Source organism: Ensifer sp. (assembly GCF_031989085.1).
Taxonomy (GTDB): Bacteria; Pseudomonadota; Alphaproteobacteria; order Rhizobiales; family Rhizobiaceae; genus Ensifer.
This window is the reverse complement of record NZ_DALZXU010000001.1, coordinates 1502468-1517320: the sequence shown is the minus strand read 5'-3', so window position 1 is coordinate 1517320 and position 14853 is coordinate 1502468. Positions and strand designations below refer to the sequence as shown.

18 protein-coding genes are annotated in these 14853 nt (G+C 62.1%); 10 read left to right on the top strand and 8 right to left on the bottom strand.

The window, feature by feature from the left end; all coding sequences use genetic code 11:
* Positions 1-430: 430 nt before the first annotated feature.
* A complete protein-coding gene (locus RTP54_RS07430) occupies positions 431-1240 on the bottom strand; it encodes a class I SAM-dependent methyltransferase (protein WP_312361751.1) in 810 nt (269 codons plus the stop codon).
* A 104-nt stretch (positions 1241-1344) separates the two neighbouring features.
* Between RTP54_RS07430 and RTP54_RS07425 the strand changes: the two genes are divergently transcribed.
* The 7 genes from RTP54_RS07425 (at position 1345) to RTP54_RS07395 (ending at position 5485) form a co-directional block, all read left to right on the top strand.
* The gene (locus RTP54_RS07425) at positions 1345-1614 is read left to right on the top strand and encodes a hypothetical protein (RefSeq protein ID WP_312361750.1); all 270 of its coding nucleotides are present in this window, start codon (positions 1345-1347) and stop codon (positions 1612-1614) included.
* A 168-nt stretch (positions 1615-1782) separates the two neighbouring features.
* Complete coding sequence (locus RTP54_RS07420; RefSeq protein WP_409517118.1) at positions 1783-2427, top strand: lysophospholipid acyltransferase family protein; 645 nt, start codon at positions 1783-1785, stop codon at positions 2425-2427.
* Positions 2424-3374, top strand: coding sequence for a phosphatidate cytidylyltransferase (locus RTP54_RS07415; RefSeq protein ID WP_112809833.1), 951 nt, complete (start codon positions 2424-2426; stop codon positions 3372-3374). The genes RTP54_RS07420 and RTP54_RS07415 overlap by 4 nt, the downstream gene beginning before the upstream one ends.
* A complete protein-coding gene (locus tag RTP54_RS07410) occupies positions 3371-3763 on the top strand; it encodes a hypothetical protein (RefSeq protein ID WP_112832680.1) in 393 nt (130 codons plus the stop codon). The genes RTP54_RS07415 and RTP54_RS07410 overlap by 4 nt, the downstream gene beginning before the upstream one ends.
* On the top strand, positions 3760-4413 hold the full coding sequence (locus RTP54_RS07405; protein WP_112816722.1) for a CDP-alcohol phosphatidyltransferase family protein: 654 nt from the start codon (positions 3760-3762) through the stop codon (positions 4411-4413). The genes RTP54_RS07410 and RTP54_RS07405 overlap by 4 nt, the downstream gene beginning before the upstream one ends.
* 146 nt (positions 4414-4559) lie before the next feature.
* A complete protein-coding gene (locus tag RTP54_RS07400) occupies positions 4560-4829 on the top strand; it encodes an autorepressor SdpR family transcription factor (protein WP_312361747.1) in 270 nt (89 codons plus the stop codon).
* Positions 4826-5485 (top strand): SdpI family protein, encoded by a 660-nt coding sequence (locus tag RTP54_RS07395; RefSeq protein ID WP_312361746.1) that lies wholly within the window; start codon positions 4826-4828, stop codon positions 5483-5485. Before RTP54_RS07400 ends, RTP54_RS07395 begins: the two co-directional genes overlap by 4 nt.
* A 78-nt stretch (positions 5486-5563) precedes the next feature.
* On the opposite strand, the gene RTP54_RS07390 is transcribed toward RTP54_RS07395, so the two are convergent.
* The 5 genes from RTP54_RS07390 to RTP54_RS07370 form a co-directional block, all read right to left on the bottom strand.
* Positions 5564-7201, bottom strand: a complete 1638-nt coding sequence (locus RTP54_RS07390; RefSeq protein WP_162703545.1) for a CTP synthase — start codon at positions 7199-7201, stop codon at positions 5564-5566.
* 141 nt (positions 7202-7342) lie between these two features.
* Entirely contained in the window at positions 7343-7813 is a 471-nt protein-coding gene (secG, locus tag RTP54_RS07385) for a preprotein translocase subunit SecG (RefSeq protein WP_112809893.1), read from the bottom strand.
* Between the two features lie 134 nt (positions 7814-7947).
* On the bottom strand, positions 7948-8718 hold the full coding sequence (tpiA, locus tag RTP54_RS07380; RefSeq protein ID WP_312361745.1) for a triose-phosphate isomerase: 771 nt from the start codon (positions 8716-8718) through the stop codon (positions 7948-7950).
* Positions 8719-8846: 128 nt separating this feature from the next.
* Positions 8847-10160, bottom strand: a complete 1314-nt coding sequence (locus RTP54_RS07375) for a bifunctional class I SAM-dependent methyltransferase/GNAT family N-acetyltransferase (RefSeq protein ID WP_312361744.1) — start codon at positions 10158-10160, stop codon at positions 8847-8849.
* Between the two features lie 59 nt (positions 10161-10219).
* A complete protein-coding gene (locus RTP54_RS07370) occupies positions 10220-10711 on the bottom strand; it encodes a GNAT family N-acetyltransferase (RefSeq protein ID WP_112809839.1) in 492 nt (163 codons plus the stop codon).
* Positions 10712-10866: 155 nt separating this feature from the next.
* Here RTP54_RS07370 and RTP54_RS07365 point away from each other — a divergent pair, with 155 nt between their 5' ends.
* The gene (locus tag RTP54_RS07365; RefSeq protein ID WP_312361743.1) at positions 10867-11478 is read left to right on the top strand and encodes a TetR family transcriptional regulator C-terminal domain-containing protein; all 612 of its coding nucleotides are present in this window, start codon (positions 10867-10869) and stop codon (positions 11476-11478) included.
* Between the two features lie 8 nt (positions 11479-11486).
* Here RTP54_RS07365 and RTP54_RS07360 read toward each other — a convergent pair whose 3' ends face one another.
* Positions 11487-11927, bottom strand: coding sequence for a hypothetical protein (locus RTP54_RS07360; protein ID WP_112809841.1), 441 nt, complete (start codon positions 11925-11927; stop codon positions 11487-11489).
* A gap of 205 nt (positions 11928-12132) precedes the next feature.
* Here RTP54_RS07360 and RTP54_RS07355 point away from each other — a divergent pair, with 205 nt between their 5' ends.
* Together RTP54_RS07355 and RTP54_RS07350 are read left to right on the top strand one after the other, a co-directional pair.
* Positions 12133-12741: a cytochrome b gene (locus RTP54_RS07355; protein ID WP_312361741.1), complete on the top strand. Its 609-nt coding sequence runs from the start codon at positions 12133-12135 to the stop codon at positions 12739-12741.
* A 3-nt stretch (positions 12742-12744) separates the two neighbouring features.
* A complete protein-coding gene (locus tag RTP54_RS07350) occupies positions 12745-13353 on the top strand; it encodes a YceI family protein (protein ID WP_112816728.1) in 609 nt (202 codons plus the stop codon).
* 36 nt (positions 13354-13389) lie between these two features.
* Here the strand turns inward: RTP54_RS07350 and RTP54_RS07345 are convergent, their stop codons facing one another.
* The gene (locus RTP54_RS07345) at positions 13390-14844 is read right to left on the bottom strand and encodes an aspartate aminotransferase family protein (protein ID WP_312361739.1); all 1455 of its coding nucleotides are present in this window, start codon (positions 14842-14844) and stop codon (positions 13390-13392) included.
* Positions 14845-14853: the final 9 nt, after the last annotated feature.

The window sequence follows — 14853 nt, the reverse complement described above, 5'->3', positions numbered from 1 at the left end:
GCCCGCGCCGGACACCCTCCGCCGCAGATCTACGAATGCCGGCAGGTGCCGAACCGCCTGAGCGTCAATAATAGCCCGGTGCCGCGGTGGAGTTGGCCGTGTTCGAGGCCCCGAGACCGGGAGCGAACGTTTGCGGCTGCGCATAGGACGTATTGCTGGAGGACGTGGTAGCACAGCCCGAAAGCCCAATCAGGACGATCGTCAAAGGCACAAGCAACTTAGATATGTGGCGCATCCGTACTGACCCTTTCCAGTTTCGTGGAAGACCACAAAAGAACGAATCCACCGGGTTGGCGAGTACGTAACAGTAACACGACGTAACGCGCAGCCGCGAAGCGGCGCCGAAGCGCAACCGCAGCGTCCTGTCTGCTGCGGTTGCGCCCGATCCGTCACCGACCAGGGTCCGGTAAGCGACGCTGGACCACCGGCATCAAAGGCCGAGATCGCTCTTGATCGCGCAGGTCGCGATAAAGGTCGGCAGGTAACGATCGATCAGGAAACGCGGCACCGGTTGCCAATCCTCGTGGAAGCCAACGTGCACGAACCCGGCCCTGAGCTGACCATTGATCTGCGCGGCGAGGCTATGACCGAACACCAGGGCTTCGCCACGCTCGATCTTGGCCTGCAGCGCTTCGGCAGCGAGATGCTCTGCCTCGACAAAGGGAAGCGCATATGCCGGCCGGATGAGCCCCTGCTCGGCATAGCTCTGGTCTCGATCGCCGACGAAAACCACCGGATTGAAGAAACTTGCCAGCAGTCGCCCGCCGGTCTTCAGCACCCGGTGGCACTCGCGCCAGACCGGTTCGATATCCGGCACGTAAAGGTTCGATATCGGATGAAAGACGATGTCGAAGGTGCCGTCGGCAAAGATCGAGAGGTCGCGCATGTCGCCCTGGACCGCTGTCAGCGACAGGCCTTCGCGCTCCGCCACCAGCCGGTCCTGGTCAAGCTGCCCTTCCGAGATGTCGAAGACGGTAACATCGGCGCCCGCCGCAGCCAGTATAGGCGCCTGCTGCCCCCCGGCCGAAGCCAGGCACAGTATCCTCTTGCCGCGGATGTCGGGCAGCCATCCCTGCGGCAGATCGCCGGGCGTCAGTCGGGCCTGCCATCGTCCTTGACGGGCAGCAGCGATCAGGCCCGGCGTTACCGGACGTGACCATTCGCAGTCCCGGCTCGCCTGCCTGTCCCAGGCCTGGCGGTTGTGATCGATGATATCGAGCTTGGTGGATGTATCTTGCATAATCGGTCCCTTGGAAACATGTCCAGATATGACCGCTCACGGTGGGAAATAGAGATCGCAGGCAGAAATGCCCCAGCGTCCGTCCGTCGGTTGCGGATCAAGCAATGCCATCGTCCATCCCCTTCGCAAGCGAAGTTGAGGCGAATTCGGTTCTCACCGGGCATTACTGGCGCATTGGACGACGCTCCTCTGTTTCAGCCGGAAAACTAGCGGCGGCTGGCCATATGGTCAACGCCGCACTGCGGCCAAGCGCGTGCCGAAGGCTGCGGTGCGACGTCGCATTGTTTCCGGCCCTAGATGAAAAATCGAACGGGATCGAAGAAACGGTGCATCTCGCCCGTCACCATTTCATCAGCGCCTTCGTCCGCTTGTGAAGCCGACACAATCGCGTAATGTCGGCGGATGCAGCCTGAGGTTACAAGGGCAGACGCATTTGAGGGAAACCGTTTGAGCACTTCATCACCAGTCCCGGGATATGGGCTGCGCCCCCATGAAACGCCCGCGCATGCCAGATTCCGCCGGCAGGGAGGTGAAGCGGCATGATTCGCCCCCTACTCGCCAAGCTCGCATCGGTCGCCATCATGATGTTCGCCCGCGCGCTCACAGCCGCCCGGGCGCTCTGGCACGAAACGGGCCTGCCGCCGAAACAGAGCGTCTATTTCGCCAATCACTCCAGTCATGGCGATTTCATCCTGATCTGGGCGGTGCTGCCGCCCTGGCTGCGCGAACACGCCCGTCCCGTCGCCAGCGCCGAGTACTGGCTGAAATCGAAGCTGACATCGTTCATTGGCCGCGACGTCTTCAATGCGGTGCTGATCGAGCGCGATCCGGCGGCGCGCACCAGCGACCCCGTGGAGCAGATGGCGGCAGCGCTCGACGACGGCGCCTCGCTGATCGTCTTTCCCGAAGGCACCCGCAACCAGACCGAAGCCAGGCTGCTGCCTTTCAAGAGCGGGCTCTACCATCTCGCCCGCAAGCGGCCGGACGTGGCCCTCGTGCCGGTCTGGATCAACAATCTCAACCGCGTGATGCCGAAGGGCGAGTTCGTCCCTATCCCGCTGATCTGCACGATCAACTTCGGCGAACCGCTCAAGGTCAAGCCGGACGAGAGCAAGGAAGACTTCATCGCCAGGGCCGAAGGCGCACTCGTTGCGCTCGCCCCGGCACAGACGGACAACGACGCATGAGCACGACGACTTCCGACATGGTCACCCTGCTGCTCGGCGTCGGCGGCATCCTGCTGTTTGCCTCCGCCGTCGGCTACGCCCTGCAACGCAAGCTCTCGCCCGACGGGTCGAATGGCGCCATCGAGAACCTCAATGCCCGCATCAAGGCGTGGTGGGCGATGGTGTTCCTGATCGCCATCGCCTTCATTGCCGGACGTGTCGGGGTGCTGCTGCTCTTTGCGTTCTGCTCGTTTGCAGCGCTGCGCGAATTCATTACGCTGATCAACACGCGGCGCGCCGACCATTGGGCAATCGCTGCTGCCTTCTTCCTGGCCCTGCCGATCAACTATTATCTGCTGTGGGCGGAGGAATACGGCATCTATGCCATTTTCATTCCCGTCTATGCCTTCCTGCTGATGCCGATCATCGCGGTCCTGCGCGGCGACACGCAGAACTTCCTGCTGCGGATCTCCGAAGTGCAATGGGCCTTGATGATCTGCGTCTTCTGCGCATCGCACGTGCCGGCGCTCCTGACACTGCAGATCCCCGGCTACGAGGGGCGCAACGTGTTGCTGATCGCCTTCCTGGTGATCGTCGTGCAATCGAGCGACGTGTTGCAATATGTCTGGGGCAAGCTCTTCGGTCGCACCAAGATCGCCCCCATGCTTTCGCCGTCGAAGACGGTGGAGGGCTTCGTCGGCGGCGTCGCCAGCGCCACGTTGCTCGGCGCCTCGCTCTGGTGGATCACGCCGTTTACGCCGTTTCAGGCAGGGCTGATGTCGTTCATCATTACGATGATGGGCTTCTTCGGCGGACTGGTGATGTCGGCGATCAAGCGGGATCGCGGGGTCAAGGACTGGGGACATCTGATCGAAGGCCATGGCGGCCTGATCGACCGGCTCGATTCGGTGGTGTTCTCGGCACCGATCTTCTTTCACCTGACGCGATACTGGTGGTCGCTGACATGAACAGCCGCCTGCGCGTCCTTGCCCGCAGCAGCGTCGTCCACGTTGTCTTCGCGTTCGTGGCCATGGGTGGATGGGCGCTGTTTGCCAACCGCCACCACCCGATGCCACGCCCGCTTGTCGCTGGCCTGGTGCAGGGCGCGCTTTCGGCCGCGCTGACGCTTTGCCTGAAATCGGCGATCGATGCGCTCTCTCGCCGTTTCCGCGGTTTAACACGGCTGTGGATGCCGCCGCTTCTGGCCTGCCTTGCCTCGACGAGCATTCTCGTTGCAATCCATGCTTTGACCGGTACGCCGGAAATCCTGAAGACCATTGCCGTGCCGCTCGTGGTCTCGACCAGCTACGCGGTTGCCTACAACTATTCGATCAGCCGCGGGGAGCTTGAACCATGACAGAAACCGGCGACCGCAGGCCGCTTGCGAGCCGCAACACCCGCTGGGCGCAGGCGATCGCACGGCGGCTCGTCGGGATGGCGATCACGCCCAACCAGATCTCGCAGGCGAGCATGGCGGCCGCGGCATTGGCGGGCCTAGCCTTCTGGCTGACCAGCGAGACGCAGGACGGCTTTCGCTCCCTGCTCTTCATCGCGGCTGCGCTGTTTTGCCAGATGCGGCTTCTCTGCAATCTCTTCGACGGCATGGTGGCCGTCGAGGGCGGCAAGGGCGCGCCCGACGGCCCCTTCTGGAACGAGTTTCCCGACCGCATCGCCGACCTCGTCATATTCGTCGGCGCCGGCTATGCCATCGGCCTACCGGCGCTCGGCTTTGCCGCAGGCGCTTTTGCCGTCCTTACGGCCTATGTCCGCGAGCTCGGCCGTGCCAATGGCGCGCCGAGCGACTTTTCCGGGCCGATGGCAAAACAGCACCGCATGGCGGCGATCACCGCCGCCGCGGTCGTGTCGGCTTTTGAAGGGCTCTGGCTCGGCGATGGTGAAGTGATACTCGTCGCCCTCGTCGTCGTCTCGCTCGGCGCTGCCTTTACGGCCTTGCGGCGTGCACGGCGCCAGACCGCCTGGCTCAAGGCCAACGCAACCGGCAAGTAGCGCCGCTGGGCAAACTGCCCTTCCTCTATCCGTCCCCGCTTCTGTCCGCCGCCCATCCCATTGGCATTGCAGCGCCAGATGACATTCTTTCGTCTTGACTCTAATTAGATGAATTTCTAATTATGATTCGACAACGGACAATGGCCATGCGGATCAACACCGTCTTCGAAGCACTTTCACACCCCGTGCGGCGACAAATCCTGGCATTGCTGAAAAGCGGGCCGATGAGCGCCGGCGAACTCGCCAGCCATTTCGACCTGACCAAGCCGACGCTTTCTGTCCATTTCAACAAGCTGCGCGATGCCGAACTGGTCGCGGTGGAGCGCCGTGGCACCAGCCTGATCTATCACCTCAACATGTCCGTCCTGGAAGAAGCCTTGAGCGGGCTTCTGGGCAACAAGGATAAATCGCCATGACATCTGTGCTGCGTGCTCCCCTCGTCATACCCCTGGCCGCGTTCCTTGCCGCCGCGACATGCGCCGGCTACCTCATGATTCCAACCGACACCGAACTACCGGTCCACTGGGGCGTCGACGGCGACGCTGACTTATTCTGGCCACGCGACCGGGCACTGTTGCTGGCGCCCATCGGTGCAACGGTCGTTCTGGCGTTGATGGCTCTTGCCGGCCGCTTCGCTCCCGCCCGGCAGGCCGGCCGTCATGTCGCCGCCGCCACATCCACCGGCATGCTTGCCCTCTTTACGGCAATCCAGACCGTCATCGTTCTCATCGGCCTCGGGATAGACGTATCGATGGTTCGGGTCATCGCATTCGCCATGGGTCTACTTTCCATCATCATCGGAAATGTGATGCCAAAATCGCAACCGAACGGCTTTGCCGGCCTCCGTCTGCCCTGGACGCTCGCCGATCCGTCCAACTGGGTGGCGACGCATCGCCTGACCGGTCGACTGATGCTGATTTCCGGCACCGTCCTGATGCTGGCCGCGTCGATGCTCAATGCCGGGCCGCTGCTGGCCGTCGTGACCATCGCCGCATTCGTACTGCCATTCGGCGTTGGCAGCCTTTACAGCTACATCTTTTCGCGCCGGCGAGCCCGACCGTCACGTCGGTAACAGGGCAGCGTCGGGCGCAGAAACGAAAACGGCCGGTCATGAGGGACCGGCCGTTATTTTCAGGATCACGCAAACGGATCAGACGAGACGCGACTGCTCCAGCGCCGCTTCCACGAAGCTTGCAAACAGCGGGTGCGGATCGAGCGGACGCGATTTCAGCTCCGGATGATACTGCACGCCGATGAACCACGGATGGTCACGGTATTCGACGGTCTCGGGCAGGATGCCGTCAGGCGACATGCCGGAGAACACCAGGCCACAGGTTTCAAGCTGCGGCTTGTAGTCGACATTGACCTCGTAGCGGTGGCGATGGCGCTCCGAAATGTCGGTCGTGCCATAGATGTCGGCAATCTTGGTATCGGCCTTGAGGGCCGCGCGATAGGCGCCAAGACGCATCGTTCCACCGAGGTCGCCCGAGGCGGTGCGCTTCTGCAGTTCGTTGCCCTTCACCCACTCGGTCATCAGGCCGACGACCGGCTCCTTGGTGGGGCCGAACTCGGTCGACGACGCCTTGTCGATGCCAGCGAGATTGCGTGCCGCCTCGACGACCGCCATCTGCATGCCGAAGCAGATGCCGAAATACGGCACCTTGCGTTCGCGGGCGAACCGCGCCGCGTTGATCTTGCCCTCGGAACCGCGCTCGCCGAAGCCGCCGGGCACCAGGATGCCGTGTACCTTTTCCAGGTACGGCGCCGGATCTTCCTTTTCGAAGACTTCCGACTCGATCCACTCGAGCTTGACCTTGACGCGGTTGGCGATACCGCCGTGATAGAGCGCCTCGGTCAGGGACTTGTAGGCGTCTTTCAGGCCGGTGTACTTGCCGACGATCGCGATGGTGACTTCGCCTTCCGGCGTGCGGATGCGATCGGCAACCTCTTCCCATGCTTCCATGCGCGGCTTGGGTGCGGGCTCGATGCCAAAGGCTGCGAGCACTTCGTTGTCGAGGCCTTCCTTGTGATAGGCGATCGGCACGTCGTAGATCGAGGCGACATCAAGCGCCTGGATGACCGCGGACTGGCGCACGTTGCAGAACAGCGACAGCTTGCGGCGCTCTGCTTCCGGAATTTCGCGGTCAGCGCGCACGAGCAGGATGTCGGGGTGAATACCCAGTGCCTGCAGTTCCTTGACCGAATGCTGGGTCGGCTTGGTCTTCAGTTCGCCTGCCGCCGGAATATAGGGCATCAGCGTTAGGTGCACATAGACGGCGGTGCCGCGCGGCAGATCGTTGCCGAGCTGGCGGATCGCCTCCATGAACGGCATCGCTTCGATGTCGCCGACGGTGCCACCGATCTCGCACAGCACGAAATCATAGTCGTCGTTGCCTTCGGTAACGAAGTTCTTGATCTCGTTGGTGACGTGCGGGATCACCTGAACGGTCGCGCCGAGATAGTCGCCGCGACGTTCCTTGTCGATGATGTTCTTGTAGATCCGGCCAGTGGTGATGTTGTCGGTCTTCGTCGCCGAACGCCCCGTGAAGCGTTCATAGTGGCCGAGATCCAGATCGGTCTCGGCGCCGTCGTCGGTGACGAACACCTCGCCGTGCTGGGTCGGGCTCATGGTGCCCGGATCGACATTGAGGTAGGGGTCGAGCTTGCGCAGTCTCACTCGGTAGCCGCGTGCCTGCAACAACGCTCCAAGAGCGGCCGCAGCGATGCCTTTTCCGAGGGAGGATACCACGCCGCCAGTGATGAATACATATCGCGCCATGGGAGTCACCGGATACCTTTTAACAAACGATTCCGCCACCGAAAAATTCGTCTATCCGAATTTTTCCGTCTTCGAAGGGAATCTGATTTTCACACAAAACAAAACCGGCGGATGGTGCCATCCGCCGGCGGGTTCTTCAGATTTGCGACCTTATTGGCCGCTGGGAACTTGCGATCCCGTATTGCCGTTTGCGCCGGCTGCGGGTGTCTGCGTTGTCGCAGCACCGCCGGCCGGAGCTTCGCCCGTGGTGGCGGGAGCCGGTGCTGCGGCGCCGTTGCCGGTCGCCGGCTGCTGGGTTGCACCGCCAGCCGGAGCCTGGGTGTTGCCGCCACCGAGCGAATCGAGCACGCCGCCGCCAGAGCTCGTGCCCGGAATACGGTCGAGAATGTCGGTCGCCTGCGGCTCGTAACGGGCAAGGATGCCCATCGCCAGAGCCAGAACGAAAAACAGCGCGGCAAGGATCGCCGTGGTGCGGGTCAGCGCATTGGCCGTGCCGCGTGCGGACATGAAGCCCGAGCCGCCACCGATGCCGAGGCCGCCGCCTTCGGAACGCTGAATGAGAACGACGCCGATCAGGGCAACGACGACCATGAGATAGATGACGAGTAGTACGGTCTGCATCAGCTTCCAGTCCTGCCCTTTGGGCAAACGAATCAAATCTTGCGCGGACACGGGGTTTCCGGGGCGCAATTTTCGCGCCTCTTTATACCAACCTGTCCGCTATTCCAACCCCCTGCCCGGCCAGTGCCGGACAATCAGGCCGTCAAATCACCATAAGCCCGATAAATGGCGAGGAAGTCTTCGGCTTTCAAGCTTGCGCCACCGATCAGCGCGCCGTCGACATTGGCGATGCCCATCAGTTCGCGTGCGTTGGAAGGCTTGACCGATCCGCCATAGAGGATGCGCATCTTTGCCCCTGCGTCTGCGAAGCGCGACACCAGTTCCCGGCGCATGAAGGCATGCGCCTCCTCGATGTCGGAAGCGGTCGGCGTCAGGCCGGTGCCAATCGCCCAGACGGGCTCGTAGGCAATGACGGTATTTTCCGCCGTCGCCGTGTCGGGCAGACTTTCGGCGAGTTGACGCTTGAGCACGTCGAGCGTCTTGCCCGCCTTGCGCTCGTCACCGGTTTCTCCGATGCAGACGATGGCAATCAGGTCGGAAGCATGCGCCGCGTCCGTCTTGGCGCGCACGACGCTGTCCTGTTCGGCGTGGTCCGTGCGGCGCTCGGAATGGCCGACGATCACATGCGTGCCGAAGCAATCGGCGATCATCTCGGCCGAGACGTCACCGGTGTGTGCGCCGGACTGTTTGGGATGGCAATCCTGTGCCCCGATCATCAACGGGCTGTCGTCGCAAAGCGCCGTCGCCACGTAAAGCAATGTCGCGGGCGGGCAGATCAAAGTCTCGACCTTGCCGGACAGATCGCCCTTGACCCCTTCAGCCATCGCCTTGATCTGGTCGAGCGATGCGCGCGTTCCGTTCATCTTCCAGTTTCCGGCGACGAGCGGGCGGATGTCAGGCGTCATGAATTTTCCTCCGGTTCAGGACTTTTTCTCCGGAAGCGGCCTAGCAAATGCCATCGGCAAAGAAAAGCATGCGCATTGGATAAATACGGCGGGGCCACTGCGAATGGCCCCGCCGGTCGTCTGCTGTATCAGTCGCCGCGGGCCATGTGGATCACGGCGAACGGCAGTCCTTCATCGTCCGTCTCCTGACGCCCCGTCTCGACAAATCCGCGACGGCGGTAGAATTCGACCGCGTCGCCATTGTCCGCGTAGACGCTGACCTCAAGGCGACCGAGGCGCTCAGCGGCGTGCTCGATCAGCCCGCGGCCGATGCCGGCACCGTGAATTTGCGGATCGACGAAAAGGCCGCCGATGAAACTGTCGATCAAGCCGATGAAGCCAGCCGGACGCCCATCGACCTCGGCCACCCAGTTGTCTGCCATCGGCAGGTAGGTGTCTCGGACCATCTCAAGCTGAACGAGCAGGCGTTCTTCGCCAAGAAACGGATGCCCGACGCGCGAGGCCGCAAGCCAGATGTCGACCAGCCGGTCTCGATCCTCGGCACGGTAGGGCCGGATTACCGTTTCTCGACGCGATGCCACCGCCGCCGCCGATTTCGGCCTTGCCGCAGCGATCGCATACATCAACGGAACGCTCGGCATGGCTTCGGGGGGCAGCATCCGTCCACTGCCGCCGTCGCGCATCGCCTCGAAGCCGACCCAGCCGTTCGAATAGGGATACTCCTTCAGGCATTCGATCCGGAGGCCTGCATCGATCAGAGCCTGAACGACGTCGGCGATACCCCAATTGAACTCGAACGAAGGATGCGGATTGCGAAAATCCACCACACCCTCTTCGTAGCCATCCTGGGCCAGCCCCGTCCCGGATGCGGCGACATAGTCGCCGACCCCCGGCTCCGAGACCGGCTCTCGCGGCGCGTAGTCGTAACGCGGCTGCCATTTTTCATCGAAGACCATCGCGAACGGGTGGAACTCGATGAAGGCAAATCGCCCGCCCGGCTTCAGCACCGAAGCAATGCCGCGGGCCCAGGGGCCGAGATCGGACAGCCAGCATATCGTGCCATAGGAGGCAAAGACGCGATCGAAGGTCAGGCCGCGTGCCCTGGCCGTGTCGAACCAGTGAAAAAGATCGGCGCGCTCGAAGGTGGCTGCTACACCGCTTTCTCGCGAAAGCCGCGTGGCAAAGGCAATCGCCTCGTCGGAAATATCGACGCCGGTTACATTCGCACCTAGCCGTGCAAGGCTCAGACTGTCCTGGCCGGCGTTGCATTGCAAATGCAGAAGATCGAGGCCGCTCAGGTCGCCGAGCAACTCGATCTCTTCCGGATAGAGCGTTGAACCGCCGTTGCGGAAGAACGTGGCTTGATCGCCCTTGTGGCTGTTGTGCGCGACGGTTGCCGCGTTCCATGAAAGCCTGTTGGCTTCGTGAAGGTCGTTTTGCATGTCTCTCTCGTCAGGTATTCTGGGCAACGCTTTATCAAGCGCCGCCAATGATGTCTCGATCAGGCCGCGAATTTAAGCACGGCCTCCGGCTCCTCGCCGTAGCTGTCACCCGTGGGCACGAAGCCCAGGCCCTTGTAGAAGCCTTCCGGGCTTGCTTCGCCCAGACCGTAGCTGGTGTAGAGTTCGCGAATGCCACGCGCCTTGAGGTCGCGCACGACAAGATCGATCGCCTTCTTGCCGATACCCTTGCCCTGGAAGGGGCGAGCAATCATGAAGCGCCAGAGATAGACGCCGGGGCAATCGATGCCGTCATCCCAATCCGAGCCCTGGTGCAACATGATGAAGCCAACCAGCGTCTCCTCGGCGTAGATCGCACGGAACCAGGCATTTTCCGAGAAATGCGCCTCGGCGATCGAGGTGCCGTTGTCGGCAACCATGTTGCGCTGCCCTTCACTCAACGTGTCGCTCAATTCGCACACGTCGCAGACGGTCAGGGCAGAGATCCGGCGGAAGGTAATTTCGGCGTCGGGCGGCAATACATTTTCGCTCATGAGCGTTCCCTAAATATCGAATAGATGAAAACGAGGACCGGGACAAAAATGCCGGCCGCGGTTTTAGATCGTCCGCCAACGATTTGAGCCAACGCTCAAGTTGGACATATGCCCAAATTCATGTTATGTCAATCGCCTACAACCGGAGACTGAATATGGTTTACATGACCCGCCTCGCCCGGCGCGAAGCGATTATTGCTGCGGCCAGCGCCGTCATGCTGAAGGACGGCTTCGACGCGATGACGACCCGGCGGGTCGCTGCTGAAATGGGCGCGGCGAACGGCATCATCCACCATCACTTCAAGACGGCGAGCGAACTCAAATGCGCGGCTTTCCTGGACTACGAGGCCGCAGCCCGCAAAGCCTTCATCGAGATGCGCCCGACGCTGACGCCGACCGCGGCGCTCAAACTGTTCGTCAGCGACCACACGGACGATGCTCGCGACAGCGGCATGTGGTTCTGGGCGCAGGCCTGGCGGGCGGCCCAGGCGGACACAGCGTTGGCCAGCGCCTACGCGGAGGCAGTGTCCGGCTGGCACCGCCTGCTTTGCGAGATCATTGCCGATGGCATAGCCGGCGGTGAATTTCGGACGCATGCACACGCCGAAACGGTCGCCTGGCGGATCCTCGGCCTTGGGATAGGCCTCTCCAGCATGGCCGTATTGCCGGTGCCGCTGCTTTCGCCAACGGCCGTGCGAGCCCTGATGATACGGACCGTGGCCGACGACCTCGGTGTCGAACTACAACCGGCAACCGATATCTCCTGAGCTTACGGTCATGTTGCAATCGCCCTGCGGATTTCGGCCAGGTGCTGCCGATCGAACAGGCCGAACACACGGTCCCCCACCAACCGCTGGACGTCCTTGATATGGCCGCGGGCATTTTCGGCCTCACCGAGGGCCAGATAGGCTCGGGCGATGGTCAACGATGCGATCGGCTGGCGCAGCGAAAGCGTCCATTCACGAACGAGCTTCGAAACCGCAATGCTCTCCCGGTGGCGGCCGACATCGTGAAGGGCCGCACCATAGCCGCTCTTGACCCAATAGTAGAAATCTTCGCCCTCGAAATTCGCGTCCACCAATTGTGAGGCCAATTGCCATTGAGCCACCGATTCCTCGAACCGGCGCTCAGCGCCGAGCGCGATACCCGCGTTGGCATGCGTCATGACGACGTCCTCAAACGGCACCAGTTGGCTTGTCGAATTGTTCGTTGTCATGATCGATGTTCCGGTGGACGGGATTTCGCAAGGGCCAGGCGTTCACAGCCTGGTGACAAGAAAATGAGACGTCTTTCGGTCGCATCAACGTAAATCCTCCGTAGATTTACGGTATTGTCGGCGAATAAAAGCGACGATCCGTGGGTCCCATCCGAGCGACAAGCGCGACGTCGCAGACGTTGGATAGAGGTCGCGGGAGCGTACCATGCTGCGAAACGGCAAGTCGACCTTCGGCTGGGTGACGATCATCCTGCATTGGACCATCGCCGTGCTGATCCTTGGTCTCATCGCGCTCGGCTTTTCCATGCGCAGGCTATCGCTGGACCCGGCGCTGCAATTCTCGCTCTACCAGTGGCACAAATCGTTTGGCTTTACCGTACTTGGGCTCGCAGCGCTTCGCGCCGCCTGGCATCTGTTCGATCGCAAGCCGCAACCGACAGCTGGCCTTTCGCCGCTGGAGCGGCGTGCATCGGCAACGACGCATGTCCTTCTGATCGTTCTGACGCTCGCGGTTCCCCTGGCCGGCTGGGCGGTCGCCTCGACGTCGACGCTGAACATTCCGAGCTTCTATTTCGACTGGTTCGTCATCCCGCATCTGCCGATGGCGAAATCGGAAGCCGCCGAAAATTTCTGGACTTCGACCCATGCCGTGCTCGCCTACGCCACACTTGGCCTCGTCGCTCTCCATGCGCTCGCCGCGGTCTATCACCACCTGGTGCGCCGTGACGAGGTGCTGGCCCGCATGTTGACCACCAGGTCGTATCGACGCGGTGAACACGTCAAGGGCGGCCAGGCCATTGCCAAGAGGAAGTGAACCATGACGAAGCAGCAATCGAAACCATGGCCGACAGTCGCCCTGGCACTCATCAGCGTCGTGCTCGCGGCGAGCCCTGGACCTGACGCAGCGTTTGCCAGCGCGCCGCAGCTTGCGGATGCGGCCGGCAACTATGGCATCACCGGCGCATCGCGGATCCACTTCTCCGTCGCGCAGGTCGGCGGCGGCGGCATTGTCGGCGACTTCGGCAAATTCTCCGGCAATTTCCGTATCGACGGCAACAACATCGGCCGCTCGTCGGTCGAGTTCACGCTTTATCCCGAAAGTGTCGAGACCGGCGAAAGTCGCGTCGAAGACTTCCTGAAATCGAGTGCCGTGTTCGACAGCGCGACCTACCGCACCGTCACCTTCCGCTCGACCAGCGTCAGGCAGACGGGTCCCGACAGCGCCGCCGTCGAGGGCACGCTGACGGCGCGCGGCAAGGCCCGCAAGGAACAGTTTTCGGTCAAGCTTACGGATTGGAACAGCCGCCAGATCTCGTTCAAGATCCGCGGCAGCATCTTCCGGGCGCCCTATGGCATGGATGTCGGCACGCCGATCTATTCGAATGTCGTCGAGTTCGACATGAACATAAAAGGGCAGAAGCGCTGAGCGCCCCTGCCCTTCGATCGGATTTCGACCTGTGGTTCAGCTGCCGATCTGGCTGCCGACGAAGTCCTTGACGATGCGCACGATGCCGCGACCCAGGAGATCGTCGAGCGCTGCGATGAACTGGTCGACATGCGCGCGCTCGCAGATCAGCGGCGGTTCCAGCCGGATGACGTTGCGATTGTACTCGGTGAAGGCGACAAGCACGTCGTAGTCACGCAGAAGAAGCGCGCCGATGAAGCCGGAAAGCGACCCCTTCAGCTTGTCGTCGAGCACGGACACAACAGGGCGCAGCACCATCGGCAAGGTCTGGCTGAAATCCTGGAACTCCAGGCCGACCATCAGTCCCTTGCCGCGCACGTCCTTGATGATCTTCGGATACTTCTCCTTCAACGCCTGCAGGCGCTCGAGCAGATAATCGCCGCTGTCGGCAGCGCGATCGATCAGCTGCTCGTCGTAGAGCACGTTGATGCCCTCGATCGCGGTGATGCAGGCTTCGCCCATGCCGCCGAAGGTTGCCATGGCGTGGATCATCGCCGTCTTCGAGGTGCCATAGGCCTTCATGTAGACGTCGCGCTTTGCAATCATCGCGCCAACCGCCGCCTTGCCGGCACCGAGCGACTTGGCAAGCGCGGTTACGTCGGGCACCACACCATAGTGTTCGAAGGCGTAGAAGCGACCCGAACGGCCATAGCCGCATTGCACTTCGTCAGCGACCCACAGCACGCCGTAGCGATCACACAGTGCGCGCAGTTGCTGCCAGTACTCAGCCGGCGCCTGGATGATGCCGCCGCCGCCCTGGATCGTCTCCAGCACGATGACGCCGATCTCCGGATCGGACCTGAACGCATCCTCGACAGCCTGGATATCGGCGAAGGGAACGCGGACCGTGTTGTCGGTGAGCTTGAAATCGGCGCGATAGAGCTGGCCGTCAGTAATGGCGAGCACGCCCTTGGTCTTGCCGTGGAAGGAGTTTTCCGCATAGACGACCTTCGGCCGCTTCGGGCCGGCGGCGCGCTCCGCTAGCTTGATCGCCGCCTCCATTGCCTCGGAACCGGACGAACCGAGGAACACCATGTCGAGGTCTCCCGGCGAGCAGGCGGCGATGTTCTTGGCGAGCGCCGCTGCATATTGCGACATGAATGCGATCGCGATTTCGTGGCGCTTCTCGTCCTGGAACTTCCGCCGCGCTTCGAGGATGCGCGGGTGATTGTGCCCGAAGGCCAGCGAGCCGAAGCCGCCGAAGAAATCGAGGATCTTGCGGCCGTTCTGATCGGTGTAGAACATGCCCTCGGCGCTTTCGATCTTCACCTTGTGAAAACCGAGCAGCTTCATGAAGTGCAACTGGCCGGGATTGAGATGATCCTTGAAGGCCGTGGTGATGTCGCCGATCGACATAGCCTTCGCCTGCTCGACGCTGATCAGGTTCGGCCTCGGAACGCCGCCGTCGAGAGACGGGGCCGGCACGGCGGTACGGTTCGGTTTATCCAGCATGGTCATTTC